General features: G+C 25.3%; 16 protein-coding genes. 8 read left to right on the top strand and 8 right to left on the bottom strand.

Annotation, left to right across the window (positions count from 1 at the left end):
* The first annotated feature begins 55 nt into the window (after positions 1-55).
* The 6 genes from F795_RS0102270 (at position 56) to F795_RS0102245 (ending at position 7,994) form a co-directional block, all read left to right on the top strand.
* Positions 56-2,023 (top strand): GGDEF domain-containing protein, encoded by a 1,968-nt coding sequence (locus F795_RS0102270; RefSeq protein WP_022936110.1) that lies wholly within the window; start codon positions 56-58, stop codon positions 2,021-2,023.
* Positions 2,004-2,441, top strand: coding sequence for a 50S ribosomal protein L9 (gene rplI / locus F795_RS0102265; RefSeq protein ID WP_022936109.1), 438 nt, complete (start codon positions 2,004-2,006; stop codon positions 2,439-2,441). Before F795_RS0102270 ends, rplI begins: the two co-directional genes overlap by 20 nt.
* Positions 2,442-2,599: 158 nt before the next feature.
* Complete coding sequence (gene dnaB / locus F795_RS03505; protein ID WP_277868643.1) at positions 2,600-4,069, top strand: replicative DNA helicase; 1,470 nt, start codon at positions 2,600-2,602, stop codon at positions 4,067-4,069.
* A gap of 3 nt (positions 4,070-4,072) precedes the next feature.
* Complete coding sequence (locus F795_RS06645) at positions 4,073-5,326, top strand: YitT family protein (protein WP_022936107.1); 1,254 nt, start codon at positions 4,073-4,075, stop codon at positions 5,324-5,326.
* A gap of 156 nt (positions 5,327-5,482) precedes the next feature.
* A complete protein-coding gene (locus tag F795_RS0102250) occupies positions 5,483-6,730 on the top strand; it encodes a YitT family protein (protein ID WP_022936106.1) in 1,248 nt (415 codons plus the stop codon).
* Between the two features lie 136 nt (positions 6,731-6,866).
* The gene (locus F795_RS0102245) at positions 6,867-7,994 is read left to right on the top strand and encodes a YitT family protein (RefSeq protein WP_022936105.1); all 1,128 of its coding nucleotides are present in this window, start codon (positions 6,867-6,869) and stop codon (positions 7,992-7,994) included.
* A 193-nt stretch (positions 7,995-8,187) separates the two neighbouring features.
* Here the strand turns inward: F795_RS0102245 and F795_RS0102240 are convergent, their stop codons facing one another.
* Both F795_RS0102240 and F795_RS0102235 read right to left on the bottom strand, forming a co-directional pair.
* Positions 8,188-8,646 (bottom strand): RpiB/LacA/LacB family sugar-phosphate isomerase, encoded by a 459-nt coding sequence (locus F795_RS0102240; RefSeq protein ID WP_022936104.1) that lies wholly within the window; start codon positions 8,644-8,646, stop codon positions 8,188-8,190.
* Positions 8,647-8,648: 2 nt separating this feature from the next.
* On the bottom strand, positions 8,649-9,119 hold the full coding sequence (locus F795_RS0102235; RefSeq protein ID WP_022936103.1) for a Sua5/YciO/YrdC/YwlC family protein: 471 nt from the start codon (positions 9,117-9,119) through the stop codon (positions 8,649-8,651).
* A gap of 115 nt (positions 9,120-9,234) precedes the next feature.
* Here F795_RS0102235 and mutM point away from each other — a divergent pair, with 115 nt between their 5' ends.
* Entirely contained in the window at positions 9,235-10,068 is an 834-nt protein-coding gene (mutM, locus tag F795_RS0102230; RefSeq protein WP_022936102.1) for a DNA-formamidopyrimidine glycosylase, read from the top strand.
* A complete protein-coding gene (locus F795_RS0102225; protein ID WP_022936101.1) occupies positions 10,061-10,288 on the top strand; it encodes a Smr/MutS family protein in 228 nt (75 codons plus the stop codon). The genes mutM and F795_RS0102225 overlap by 8 nt, the downstream gene beginning before the upstream one ends.
* Here F795_RS0102225 and rsmG read toward each other — a convergent pair.
* The 6 genes from rsmG to F795_RS03820 form a co-directional block, all read right to left on the bottom strand.
* Positions 10,278-10,991, bottom strand: a complete 714-nt coding sequence (gene rsmG, locus F795_RS0102220) for a 16S rRNA (guanine(527)-N(7))-methyltransferase RsmG (RefSeq protein WP_022936100.1) — start codon at positions 10,989-10,991, stop codon at positions 10,278-10,280. The two genes, F795_RS0102225 and rsmG, sit on opposite strands and share 11 nt — an antisense overlap.
* The gene (locus tag F795_RS0102215; protein ID WP_022936099.1) at positions 10,963-11,988 is read right to left on the bottom strand and encodes a ribose-phosphate pyrophosphokinase; all 1,026 of its coding nucleotides are present in this window, start codon (positions 11,986-11,988) and stop codon (positions 10,963-10,965) included. Before F795_RS0102215 ends, rsmG begins: the two co-directional genes overlap by 29 nt.
* Positions 11,989-12,219: 231 nt before the next feature.
* The gene (locus tag F795_RS06640; protein ID WP_027120278.1) at positions 12,220-13,107 is read right to left on the bottom strand and encodes an HNH endonuclease family protein; all 888 of its coding nucleotides are present in this window, start codon (positions 13,105-13,107) and stop codon (positions 12,220-12,222) included.
* A 4-nt stretch (positions 13,108-13,111) separates the two neighbouring features.
* Positions 13,112-13,645, bottom strand: a complete 534-nt coding sequence (locus F795_RS03675; protein WP_027120277.1) for a hypothetical protein — start codon at positions 13,643-13,645, stop codon at positions 13,112-13,114.
* Positions 13,629-14,327, bottom strand: a complete 699-nt coding sequence (locus tag F795_RS03670; protein WP_027120276.1) for a DUF262 domain-containing protein — start codon at positions 14,325-14,327, stop codon at positions 13,629-13,631. The genes F795_RS03675 and F795_RS03670 overlap by 17 nt, the downstream gene beginning before the upstream one ends.
* Positions 14,328-14,485: 158 nt before the next feature.
* Positions 14,486-14,800 (bottom strand): IS3 family transposase (locus F795_RS03820; protein WP_022936098.1); only part of this gene is annotated, 315 nt, incomplete at its 5' end.

The following is a 14,800-nucleotide window of genomic DNA, read 5'->3' as shown; positions in this document are numbered from 1 at the left end:
AATGTAAATTTAATTGCTTTAAAATTAAAATGTATTTTTTAATATAATTATTAATATGAAAAAGAACAAACAATTAGCTATAGTAATTTCACAACTTATTGCCCTATTTTTAATACCGACAATAATTTTTGTTATTTTATTAATAAAAATTAAACAACCTAACTTTCCTTTAATTCTTTCAATTATATATGTCTTATGACTTATCATTTTATCTACAATTTGTATTTTATCAATTAAACGTTATATTAAATACAATTTAATTGCTAATGAAACTGTTAATTATTATATTGAAAGAGAAGTAAGTAAATATGGTATGGGAGCCATTGCATTTTTAGATGATGGTACTATAATTTGAATTTCTAATTTTATTGAAAATAGATTTTCACGTTCAATTATTGGCAAAAATATTAAAACTTTTTTCAACATTACTAATTGAACTGGTGAAAACTTAGATTTTGATTTTGAAAAAAATAATTTAAACTATGAAGTTCATATTTCATTAGAAAGAAATTTAGTAGTTATGAAAGATGCTACTATCAGTAATAGACTAATGAAAGATTACAAAAATCAAAGAATTGTTTTTGGTGAACTTAATATTGATAATATTAATTTACTTCAATCTACAATGACTGAAGACGAACTATTTAAAGTATATTCTTTGGTTCTTGGAGTTTTAGAAAATTTAGCTAAAAAATACGATTTAATTTATCGTCAATATGAAAATGGAAAATATTTCTTATTAACTACACAAGAAACATTAGATCTTTTCGAAAAACTTCAATTTAAGTTTTTTGAAAACTTAGATCCTAAAAAAACTATTCCAGACAATGTTCTTACTTTATCAACAGGTTTTGCTTATGGTATTCTTAAATATGATGATCTATCATTATTAGCAAAAGAAGCCTTATTGCAATCTCAAACACGTGGTGGTAATCAAACAACCGTTATAACCAAAGAGCAAGCATCAAGACACTATGGTTCTGTTTCAGAAATAAAAGTTAATATTTCTAGAACATCCGTTAATTTAATAGCGCAAAACTTAATTAATAAGTTAAGTTCAAAAGAAATTAGTAAGGTTATTGTATATGGTCACCAAAATGCTGACCTTGATGCTATTGGTTCAGCATACGCAATTTATACATTAGCTAAAATATTTAATAAAGAAGCTTATATTCAAAATATTAATTTTGATGATACAGGACTTAGACAAGTTGAAAAAGTTTTTGGTATGCAAAAGAATTTAATATTTATAAATCCTCGTGTTGCAACATCGTTTAATGGGCTAGAAACATTAGTAGTTTTAGTTGATATTGCAGATGAGAACAGAATTGAAAATAAACAAGCATTTAAAGATATCAATAAAAATAATGTTATTGTAATAGATCACCATAGAGTTGCTAAACAACCGCAATTTGCATTACAACATTATACTTATATAGATTCACAAGCTTCTTCAGCGTCTGAAATAATTACTGAGATAATAGCTTTATCAAACTTAAAATCAAAGATAACACCTTTAGTGGCTCAACTTTTATTAGACGGTATTTATTTAGATACAAGCATATTTCAAAAACACACCTCTTCTAAAACATTTTATGCATGTTCATTATTAGAAGAATGAGGCGCAAGCGCTGAAAAATCTATAGTAAGTTTAAAAATGTCTGAAGACATTTATAATAAAGTCAAATTATTAAATTCAAATATTTATGAAATAAAACCAGGATATTTCTTGGCTTATAGAGACATTGAAGTTTCGAATGATATTATTGCCATTGCAGCTGATGAAATATTAAGGGTTGAAGGTAGAAAAGCAGCTTTTGTTGTTGCTAAACTACAAGGAACAAATAGATATAAATTATCTGCTCGTGGTATTAATACTAATGTGCAAATAATTGCTGAAGCGGTTAATGGCGGTGGACACTTTGGATCTGCCGCTGCTGAAAGTACTGAACCTTTAGCAGTATTTGTTGATAATATTAAACAAGCAATAGTGAGTGTAAAAAATGAAAGTAATAATAATTAAACCATTTCAAAATTATAAAGTTAATCAAATTGTTGAAGTATCAGATGGATATGGAAAAAACTTTTTAATTAAACAAGGATATGCTCAACCTGTAAATAAACAAACTATAGCAAACTTAGACAGGGTTATTGAGCACATCCAAATTAATAAACAACATGAAATTGAAAAAGCACAAGTTTTTAAAAAAGAACTTGAAAAATTAATTTTAAAGTTTTCACTTAAATCTAATGGAAACATTGTACATGGTAATATTACTCCAACTGCAATCGAAAAAGAATTACAAAAATTAAATTTAAAAGTTCCTAAAAATTCATTAGAAAAAATTAATTTGAATACTTTTGGACTTCATTATGTTGAAGTTAAATTATTGCCAGAAGTAATTGCAAAAATAAAAGTTGAAATTATCGAAGAAAAATAGTTATTGAAAAAATTAATCTGCCAATATCGTGGCAGGTTTTTTAATGTCGATATATTTCATTAAAAATAATATATAATAAAATAAGTATAAATTAAGTGATACCCATACATAATAAATAGTTAGTGCTATTTATTATGTTTATTGTGTTAAATTGGAGCATGATGGCAACAAATATTGAAGAATTTGAAAAATCGATAAAAAATAATGAATGTAGTCTTTTAGGTTTACTAATTCGTAATCCTGAAACTTTTACAAAAGTCGGGGATGTTTTAAAACCCGAAATGTTTTACTTTAAGCAAAATCAAATTTTATTTAAGGCTATTGCTGATGTTAATTACGGTTCTAAAAAATTAGACCCATCTTTACTTTTAAGTTATCTATTTGAAAATAAACTAGAAGATAGCGTTAAATTTTCACCGACTGATGATTTACCTGAATATATCAACACTTTAATTACTTCTGCTGGGTATGTTAGTGAAATTGAAACATATAATAAAAAAATTTTAGATCAATATAAAACTTCAACGTTTTTAAATTTAATGAAAAAGTATCGTGAAACAATCAAAAATGAACCATTTGATATTAGTGAACTACTTTCTTCAATGCAACTAGATTTAATTAATATTAACGTTTCTGATGTTAATTCAGGATATGTAAAAGTTAAAAATCAAATTGAAGAATATATGAATAAAATTAAAAATCGTAATGTTGAAAACAACTCACTAAAATTTGGCTATCCAGAACTAGATAAACTTATTTTAGGTGCAAACCCTGGTGATATGCTTATTTTAGCAGCACGTCCTTCTGTTGGTAAAACTGCTTTTGCTTTAAATATTGCAAAAAATGTTGTACAAAAAAGTTTTAGTTCTAAAGACAATAAATCTATTTCAGGCAAGACAGTTTTATTTTTCTCTCTTGAAATGTCTGCTTCTCAATTAACTCAAAGAATTTTATCTATGCAAACGAAAATTCCTGCATCTAAATTCAAGACAGGTGATTTAGAAGCTGCTGATTGACAATATATTAGACATGGCTTAAACATTATGAATAATTGAGAATTATATTTTAACGATAAAGCTTCATTATCAATTTCAGATATTATGACATTATGTAAACGTTTTAATAGTGCCAAACATATTGATTTAGTTATTATTGATTATTTGCAATTAATTAATGATAGTAATAAATCAAAAACTGAAAACCGTCAACTAGAAGTTGGAAAGATTTCAAGATCTTTAAAACAACTAGCTAGGGAATTGGAATGTCCAATATTAGTATTAAGCCAATTAAACAGAAATGTTGAAAAAAGAGAAGGAAAATTACCTGTTTTATCAGATTTACGTGAATCAGGAAATATTGAACAAGATGCTGACGTTGTTATGTTCTTACATAGAAAAGATTATTATGATTCTTCAAAATTCGAAAAAACAAGTAGCACAAGCTTAGAAGAAAAATCAGAAGACACATTTAGTGAATCACTTAATGATATTTCTGCATCTAAAACAACTTTGATTGTTGCAAAAAATAGACAAGGTGCAACTGGTGTAGTCCCTTTTAACTTTATTAGTACATTTAATAGTTTTGAAGAAGCGGCACCCATATTGCATAAGAAAAAAGGAGGGGAATAATAAATGGATAAAAAAACTAAAGTAAAATTGTCGAAAGAAGAAAAAATTAAAAAACAAAAAGAATTAGAAAAAATTTTGAATCCTAATAATATTAATTTATTAAATGTTTGAAAAAAAGAACCAAAGAAAATTTTGTGAATGTTTATTAGTGCTTTCTTATATAACATTGCTATAGCAACTTTTTTAAGCAAAGCATCTAGTGTTGCAAGTGGAACTACTGCATTAGCACAAATAATTACATTTTTAGTTCCTCAAGCTAATAGCTTTTTTGGTTTGCTATATGTTTTAATTACTATTCCACTTATGTTTGCTTTTTGAAAGAAGAATCCAAAGTTGTTTATGGTATTAACCTTTTATTGAATGGCTTTTCAACTTTTAGTACAATTACTTTTTTCAGATTATGGTGGCAAAAATCCTATCCTTAAATTTATTAATGAACATATAACTATTTATAAACCTAATGGCAAACATAGTTATTGAACTCCTTTTGGAACTAATATAACTGATCCAAGCGATGTATTAAAATATTGACAAGTTAAAGATGCTAGCTTTTCTGCAAACATTGATGAGGTAGGTAAAAACTTGACTTTATATACAAGATTATATAATGGAACAGGAATTCAAGGTGCAGTGTGAGATGGCAATACTTGACCTTCATTAGTTTATGGTGCAATAGGAGGGTTACTCGAAGGAGTAGCTGCAGTTATTGCTTATAAACAACGTGGATCAATTGGTGGAAGTAATATTATTTCTAACTATATAGCATTTAAAAAGAAAAAACCAGTTGGTTCAACAACATTTTATGTTTCACTTTGTTTTATTGCATTCTCAGTAATAATTATTGGTTCATTAGAATCAACTAATAACATTAAAATGACTGTTGATACTTATAGACCTTGAAGAGAAGAACAATTTATTGTTCGTTTAGTTGCTACATTTGTTTATTTGATTGTTTATACATTTATTCTTAATAAGTATTATCCTAAATATAAGAAAGTTAGAATTGAAATATATTCAAACAAGATTGAAGAAATTTTTGAACATTTAAAACTTACCGGATATATTCATTCATATAATGTGTTTTATGGTATTAGTGGATACAATCATAGACAATTTGGAAAGATTGAAACTATTGCCTTATATCTTGAAAAAGATTTAATCTTCGAAGAACTTAAAAAAGTTGATAAAGATGCATGAATTTGTACTTCAAATATTCATGATCTAAATGGTCATTTCGATACTTCATATATTGATTAACATAAAAAAATAAGGAATCAAAAGTTTCTTATTTTTTTATGTTAAGGTATCTTTAATTTTTTAATGATTTTTTTAGTACAATGTATAAATATAGATATAAATAAAAAATAATATTTTATTCATAATAATTCATATTTAAAAAAAGGAAACAATTTAATGACAAATAAAACTAAGCTGTCAGCTGAAGAGAAACTTCAGAGAAAAAATGAGTTAAATAAGAAAATAAACCCACACAATATTAATTTATTAAATATTTGGAAAAAAGACCCAAAGAAAATTTTGTGAATGTTTATTAGTGCTTTCTTATATAACATTGCTATAGCAACCTTTCTTAAAAAAGCTTCTAGTGTTGCAAGTGGAACTTCAACAATTGCACAAATTGTTACATTTTTAGTTCCTCAAGCTAATAGCTTTTTTGGTTTGCTATATGTATCAATTAGCATTCCAATAGTCTTTGGCTTTTGGAATAAGAATCCTAGACTTTTTTCAGTCTTAACATTTTATTGAATGATATTTCAATTAGCAGTTCAATTAGTATTTTTAGATTATAGTGGCAAAAACCCAATTTATAATTTCATTACTGAACATATAACTATTTATAAGCCAAACGGAAAAAATAGTTATTGAACTCCTTTTGGAACTAATATAACTGATCCAAGCGATGTATTAAAATATTGACAAGCTAAAGATGCTAGCTTTTCTGCAAACATTGATGAGGTAGGTAAAAACTTAACCTTATATACAAGATTATATAAAGGAGTAGGAATTACTGGTGCTGTATGAGATGGTAATACTTGACCTTCATTGGTTTATGCGACTATTGGTGGTATATTTGAAGGAGTAGCTTCAACTATTGCTTATAAGCAACGTGGTTCGATTGGTGGAAGCAGTATTATTGCAAACTACATTGCATATAAAAAGAAAAAACCAGTTGGTTCAACATTCTTTTATGTTTCACTTTGTTTTATAGCTTTTTCTACTGCAGTTATAGGTGGACTAGAATCAACCAATAATATTAAAATGACTATTACTACATATAGACCTTGAAGAGAAGAACAATTTTTAGTTAGATTTATTTCCACATTTATGTATTTAACAGTATATTCATTTATTCTTAATAAGTATTATCCTAAATATAAGAAAGTTAGAATTGAAATATATTCAAACAAGATTGAAGAAATTTGTGAACACCTTAAATTAAATGGTTATGTACACTCATATAATATATTCTATGGAGTTAGTGGATATACACATAAACAATTTGGCAAGATCGAAACTATAGCTTTATATTTAGAAAAAGATTTTATCTTTGATGCTTCAAAGAAAGTAGATAAGTCCGCATGGATTTGTACCTCTAATATTCATGATTTAAAAGGAGATTTTGATACTTCTTATATAGATTAACAATAAAAAATTGTAAAACCAAAAATTGCAATTTTTTATTTTTTTTAAGACTAAACAGCATTTCTTATGATTTTTGATCATAATAGATAAATAAATTTTTTATTTATGATAATATTTTATTTAACAAGGATATATCATGAACGAAAATAAGCCAGAAGAAAAATTCAATAAGAAAAAAGATAAAACTTCTTTAATAAAAGTTTCTTACAAAGTTAGTGAAAAGAAAGTAGATTTAAATCCATATAAGGTTAATTTTTTTAATATATGAGTAAAAGCACCTAAAAAATTATTATTTGCATTTCTTTCTGCTTTGCTTTATAACTTAGGGGTTGCAATATTTCTTTCTAAAGCAGCAACAGTTGCTTCAGGAGTGTCAGCAATAGTGCAAGGACTTACTTATACTATTGAAGTTACAAGTAAATACTTTGCATTTATTTATTTAGGATTAAATATACCTCTTGTGCTTGCTTTTTGAAATAAAAATCAAAAGATGTTTATGCTACTAACTATGTATTGATTATTGTTCCAAGTAATAATTCAAAGTATATTTTTAATTAAACCAGTTGGTAATTTCTTAGATAAAATTTCTATTTTTTATACTAATTGAACTAGTCCCGGAACATCATGAAATAACCTTCAACCTTGAAGAGTTTATCATGATAGTACCACTTGACCAATTTTGGTTTATACATTAATTGGTGGTGCTTGTGCTGGTACAGCTGCCGGTATTGCTTGAAAAAATTCAGGTTCTACTGGTGGAAGCGACATAATTATTTATTATGTTTCTCGCATGAAAAAGAAAAGCATTGGTAAAGTTTCAACTGTAGTTGCCCTTATATTTGCTGCTGTTTCAATTTTTGTAATTGGTTTAGTTGAAGGACTGCGTGTTAATCCTAAAAAAACTTGAAATCCTGGAGCTTTTTTACTTCGTGTTATTTGTACTATTCTTTATATATTTATTTTTAATGGTTTAATTGAATTAATATATCCTAAATACAAGAAAATTAAAATTGAAATTTACACATATAAAGGCGCTGAAATTATTGCACATTTACAATCAATTAATTATTGACATGGATATAATTACTCTTCTGTAACAAGCGGTTATAGTCATCAAGAAGTGTTTAAAATAGAAACAAATGCTCTGTATCTTGAACAAAACTTGATTAAGAATGAAATTCTTAAAATAGATCCAAATGCATTTATTTCAATAACCATCATAAATAAAATAATAGGTTCTTTTAATACCTATAAAGTAGATTAAAAAAATTGCTAAGCTAAATTAGCAATTTTTTAATTCAACAAACTGAAACAAAAATTTTGAACTAAATTATAAAACATTTATTCTTATAAAAATTCATAATTCTTGGGGTGCTTCTAAATAAAATTTTTTCGAAGATTTTTTTTATTATACCAATCTATAAATTTTTTACCTTAGTTTAGTTGCTTTAGATTTACTATTTTTCTCCAACGGTTTCGAGCGTTTCAATTCTTTTAATGTGACGCCCACCTTCGAAAGTAGTATTTTCTCAAATGTGAAACATTTTAAGAGCATCTTCTGTAGTTACTAGTCTTCCACCAAAACAAAGAATATTAGCATTATTATGCAATTTTGCTAATCTAGCTTCCTCTTCACTTGTTACTCTAGCGCATCTTATTTTCTTAAATCTATTTAAGGCAATACTAATACCTATGCCTGATCCACAAAGCGCAACATATAAATTGTTTTCATTTTTATCTTTTAAAAATTTCTTTGCAAAATCAATTCCTATTTCAGAATAAGAAACGGAATCAGTTCCATTTTTAGCACCTTCTAAAATAACTTTGTAGCCTTCTTTTTCTAATTCTTTAGCTATTTCAATTTTTCTATCATAACCAGCGTGGTCACTTGTTATATATACTGTTTTATTATTCATTATTAACTCCTTAATATTTTTTTATCTTCTGCTCTAATAATCATGCTTGGTTTTTGGCTCATATTACCGAAATTATAAATATTAGTAATTTCAGGAAAAATTTCTTTAGCTTCTTCAATTGTTTTGCAAACTGGAGCATTTGAAATATTGCAGCTAGTCATATACATAGGTCCATTTTTTTCTAAAAAATCTAAAAGCAATTTTTGATTTGGCATTCTAAAACCTTGATCGTTAACAACTATTGTTACATTGCCTGGTCAATATTCTTTAGCCAGTTCTTCAGCTTGTTGATTTCATTCTTTAAATTTTCTTGCTTGTTTTAAAGAAGCTACTAAAATGATTAATTTCTTAGCTCTATCTCTTCCCTTTAGTTCGTATATATTATTTTTTACTTCCTCGTTTATTTTTCCGCCTAAGCCTAAAACGGTGTCAGTTGTTGTAATAATTAAGTTACTATATTTATTATTTTTCATATGCAAACCTTTCATTCATTATTATTTAATACACTAATTTTAATATATAATAAATTATAAAATTAAATAAAAACTAAAACATTTTTTTAGTTTAAAAATAAGGAAAAAACGAGTTATGCCAGAATTACCAGAAGTAAGGGTTGTTGTAAAACATTTAAAGGAAAACGTTTTAAATAAGAAAATAAGCGATGTAGTTATATATAAAGAAAAACTTTTTCATAATTTTAGTGCTAATGAGTATATAAATATTTTAAAGAATAAAGTAATTTTAGATGTATCGAATTATGGTAAATTAATTACTTTTACATTAAGTGAAAACTATTATTTATATTCTCATTTAAGAATGGAAGGAAAATACCATTTTAATAATTTTGTTTCACAAAACAATTCAAAACATTTAATTGTTAAATTTATTTTTAGTGATAATAGTGAATTAAATTATTATGATTCTAGAATGTTTGGTACTTTTCATTTATGAAATAGTAACATGGATAAAAATTTAAAACCTTATAGAACTTTAGGAAAAGAACCCAAAGATATAACTCCCAAGGAATTATATGAAAGTTTTAAAAACTCTAATGTTGCCATAAAAACCAAATTATTAGATCAAACCTGCATAGCAGGTATAGGTAATATTTATGCTGATGAAATTCTTTTTGCTTTAAAAATTTATCCATTGATGCCTTCAAATAAAATTTCTCTAGAACAAACATCTGAATTATTAAAAGTAGCTAATAAAATTTTAGACGATTCATTTAATGCAGGAGGAACTACTATTTTTAGTTTTGAAAGTTTTAACCATAAAAAAGGTAACTATCAAAATTATTTAATGATTCATAATCCAAATTTAAAAAAATGTAAAATTTGTAATAATGAAATTAAAAAAATAAAAATTAATGGCAGAGGAACTTATTTCTGTCCTAATTGTCAAAAGGAGAAAAATGTTTAACAATAGATTAGATTTGCATGGTAAAGATTTAAACAAAGCAACAGCTGCCGTTTTAAATAAATTATTTGAATTTGAAAATGATGAATATGAAAACATCCTCTACATCATATGCGGCAAAGGGACGGGCACTTTACTTTTACATGTAGAGGAGTTATTAGAAGAAAGTAATTATAAATATTATTATGATGATAAACTTTCAGGTTTTGTAATTAGTAAATAGTTTCTAATATTTTTTTTCAAGGTCTTGGAATATCGTTTGGTGTTTCAAGATCTTTTTTATAATAAACTAAAACATTTTTAATTCTAAAAAACGGTTCAAGTTCTTTAATATTAATTTTTAAATTAAGATATTTAATAATTGATCTTGATTCTTCCATTTCTTCTTCATAGTTTTGCGATTTTAAGAAGCAGAACATGCAATCATTTGTTTTACCTAATTTATGACTAAATTCTATTAATATTCTAAGCTTAGCAACAGCCCTAGCAGTTATTAAATTATAATAATTAAATTCTTTAGAATCTTCAGCTCTATATCTTAGTATTCTTAATTTTTTAAGGTTTAATTTTTCTTTAACTTCTACTAAAAAGTTATATCTTTTTAACATAGGTTCATAAATTGTTAATTCAAAATCTTCATTAGTAAAAATTAAATAAGGTAAAGATGGAAAACCTGCTCCAGCGCCTATATCTAGTATCTTTTTATTTTTAATGTTGTAAATAGATTTATCTATTTCAGAAAGTAAAAGAATAGATTCAATTAGTCCTTCTTCGACTAATTTAAGGTCATTAAAAGCAGTCAAGTTAAGCACTTGATTTTTTTCTTCTATTAAAAAATAATATTGTGAAAGCTTTTCTAAAATTGCTTTGTCAATATTAGGAAAATGTTTATTTAAATTATTTAATATTTCTTTTTGAGTAAGCATTATAAACTTCAGTTATTGATGTTTTGTTAATATTAGCTTCTATTACTAAGGCTAAGAATTTAGCTAATGATAAAACTTTTAATTTTTTATAATTTGAACCAATTAAGCTTTGGCTTTGACTTGTTGAATTTGAAACTATAACTTCATCAACTAAATCATTATTTTCGAACATGTCAAATCCTCTTGAAAATAAGCCATGTGTTGCAGCAACAATAACTTTTTTAGCGCCTTTTTCTTTTAATGCTTTTACTGCATTAATAATTGTTCCACCAGTATCAATAATGTCATCAAAAATAACAACATTTTTATTTTCTACTTCTCCTAGTACACCCATAATTTCGCATTTATTAGGACCTGTTCTTCTTTTATCAATAATTGCTATTTCTTCTTCATTTTGAAGAAGTTCTGCTAATTGTCTAGCTCTAACTGCTCCACCATGATCAGGAGAAACTATTACAAATTTTTCTTTTCTTGATTTTAATTCTTGCGAAAATATAAATTGTCCACGAAGATCATCAACAGGAATATTAAAGAAACCTTGGATAGAAGGATTATGTAAATCAATTGCAATTATTTTAGTTACACCTGCTATAGTTAGCAAATCAGCAATTAATTTAGATGATATAGGTTCACGCCCATTAACTTTTCTATCTTGGCGAGCATAACCATAATATGTAATAACTACATTAATATATTTAGCACTAGCTCTTTTAAGCGAGTCTACAAAAATAAGTAAATCCATTAAATTATCATTAACTGGCTTTGATGTATTACAAATTATAAATACATTTTTATTTCTTACAGTTATTGAAGAACTTAAAATTCTTTCGCCGTCAGCAAAAACAATTTTATTTGCTGGCACAATTTCACGTTTTAAAACTTTCCCAATTTGTTCAGATAATTCCTTTGAATTGTCTAAACCAAATATTACAACGTCATTTGTTAAATTAGTTGACATTTTTACCTCTTTAAAAAAATCTTGAATTAATATATTCATATATTTTACTTTATTTAAAAAATAATGTTTTTTAATAATCTTAATTTAGAGTGAACCCTTTCCAAAAAGTCCAAAATTTGGGGTTAACTTTAAAGCTTGTACTTTTTTATTTGTCATAAAAAACAAAAACAATATTAATAAAATTAATAAATTAAAAGGAATATCGGCTTGCGATATTCCAAATAGTGAGCGTGATGTTTCTTTAGAATTTAATTTTTTAAATTATTTTTTTTATTTATTTTTAACTTTTTTTGTAAACACAGTGAAGTCATCATGTGCAATATCAAATTCTGATAAAATTGCTTTAATAAATGTTATAACAGCATTTGCATTTTTTGTGCCTTCGATGTAAATTCCACTATTTTCATCGATTTCTATAGCTTTGTTCAATTTTTTAGGATCATTTGTTATTTGCACGCTTGTTCCATTAGGAAGTTTTCAGTTATTTTGAGCCAACTTTTTCATTGTTGTTGAATCTTGATAATATAAAATATTTGATACTTTTTTTATTAAATCACCATAAGAAGTTAAATCAACCATTTCACCTAATAAGTTGAAATAAACAGGCTTTGTAAAAGTTAAATCAATTTTGTCATCAATATTAATTTGTTTTATTTCATCTTCCACTATTTTATAGTCAAATACTTCTTGAGGTAAAGAAAATATTTCGCAAACAATATTAGCTAATCTATCAGCTCTTTTTACAATTGAGTCTTCATTTCATATTGCGCAATTTTTAATATCTTTGTTCAATGTATTAAATTTACCAAATTCTTCAATTGAAATTTTCTTGTTTTTAAAAGGTTTATCAGACAATTCTGAATTGTATCCTGTTAAAGTTAAATTTCCAAGTGTGTTTAAATATTTATCGTAAACCTCATCATAATTTGTACCAACCTCATTTCTTCAATAAGAGGTCTTGTTACGAGGCATAATGTGTTCAATAGTAATGTTTTCATCAATTTCAATTCTTTCTTTGAAATTCAAATTTCCATTTTCTATTGTCGAAAGTAAGTATTTACATAATTTTGAATTTTTGTATAATTCAAATTTTTTCAATGAATCTTCAAAATCTTTATTAGATGGAACACCATCTTTAGTATTTGCTAATGAAGCCATAAAACTATATAAATTTTTTAAATATGCTTCTTTGTTTTTTTCATTTTGAAAAATTCTTTTTGTAAAGTGTTTTGAACAACCCTCTTAGGGAATTAGTTGAAACAGAACATATTGATCTTCTAATAATGTATGTGACAAAAAATTGTAGAACACTGTTTAAAACATTTTCATCTATTATTGAATTTTCATAATCTTCAAAAACACTAAATAAAAATGGGTAAATTGTTGTTTGTTTTAATATTCTGAAGACACTTAATAAATTATTTGTTTTTTTAGAATAATTTTTATCGTCATCATTAATAAAAACATTGTAATATTTAGAATATTTTTTCAAGTTTTCTAATATTTCTTTGTTGCTAATTTGATTTTTTTCAACAAATTTTTTAAAAGTTTGATATGCATTTTTTTCAGCTGCTGAGTCTGGCATTTTAAAAAGTAAATATACTAAAACAAAATCATTAAGTTTATCTTTTGCAATAGTATTTTCTACAGGCAATCAATAATTTTCGAAAAGTTGTTCTCTATCTAAATCAGTCATTAATGCAAAAGTTTCTAATTAAATCAGATAAAGTTAAATCTTCTCCAGTTGAATTAATTCTTTCAAACACTTCTTGTGGATTGTCACCTAATCCATTTTTTTCTTCTTGCAAAGTAATCATAACAACTTCTAAATTTTTAATTCCTCTTAAAATTTGAGAAGTTTCTATTTTGCTTTTAATTGAATCTTTTATTAGCGATTTAAACAATTCATAATTAATTTTAATGTTTGAAGTATCATCCATTTTTTCAACATTATCAGACATTAAATATTCAAATTGCTTGTTATCTGTTTTTATTGGTTTTAATTTTAATTTTCCTATTAAATTATTTGAATATTTTTTTGAATCTCTAAAATTAAATAATAATCTTTCTAAATCTTCTTTATTATATGGATGAGTTTCTAAATCATATAATGCTTTTAATAAAAGATAAACTGATGTCATTCTTTGTTGGCCATCAATTATTAAATAATTGTTAACGCCATTTTCTTCTTTCAAATTGACTTGAACTATAGAACCAAAGAAATGTTTTTTATCATTTTTAGCTGCTTGAATGATGTCATTATAAAGTAGTATACAATTTTCTTTTTTTCAGTCATAATTTCTTTGATAAACAGGTATGTGATATTGTCTACGATTCATAAACATATAATCTAACATATTTTCATCGTTTGCTTTCATTTAGTCTTCTTTATAATAGTAAATATTATAATACATTTTTTAAATCACTTTTCTTATAGCTTGATAATAACTTATAAATTTGTCTGTTAAATTAGTCAAAAAACAAAAAATTTTAAATTAAAAAGCAAGAGAAAATAAACTAGGACAAAAATTTTGGACTAAATTGTAAAATTTTTGTTGTTGTAAACATCCCATAATTCTTGGGGCGTTTTTAAATTAAATTTTTTTAAAAATCTCTCATTATTATACCAATCTATAAATTCTTTTATTTTATTTTTCAATTCAATAAAAGTAAGTGTTTTAACGGTTTGATAGAAGTTCGGAAAAATTTCAGTTTTTAATATAGAAAAGAAATATTCAATTTCTCGATTATCCAGTGAGTTTCCTATTCTTGACATTGATATAACGCCATTAATAGAATTAATAAAACTTACAAATTCTTGAGAAGAATATTGAATGCCGTGATCTGAATG

The organism is Metamycoplasma orale ATCC 23714 (assembly GCF_000420105.1).
GTDB lineage: Bacteria > Bacillota_I > Bacilli_A > Mycoplasmatales > Metamycoplasmataceae > Metamycoplasma > Metamycoplasma orale.
Note: the sequence above shows the minus strand (reverse complement) of the source record. Positions and strands in the feature narration are given on the sequence as shown.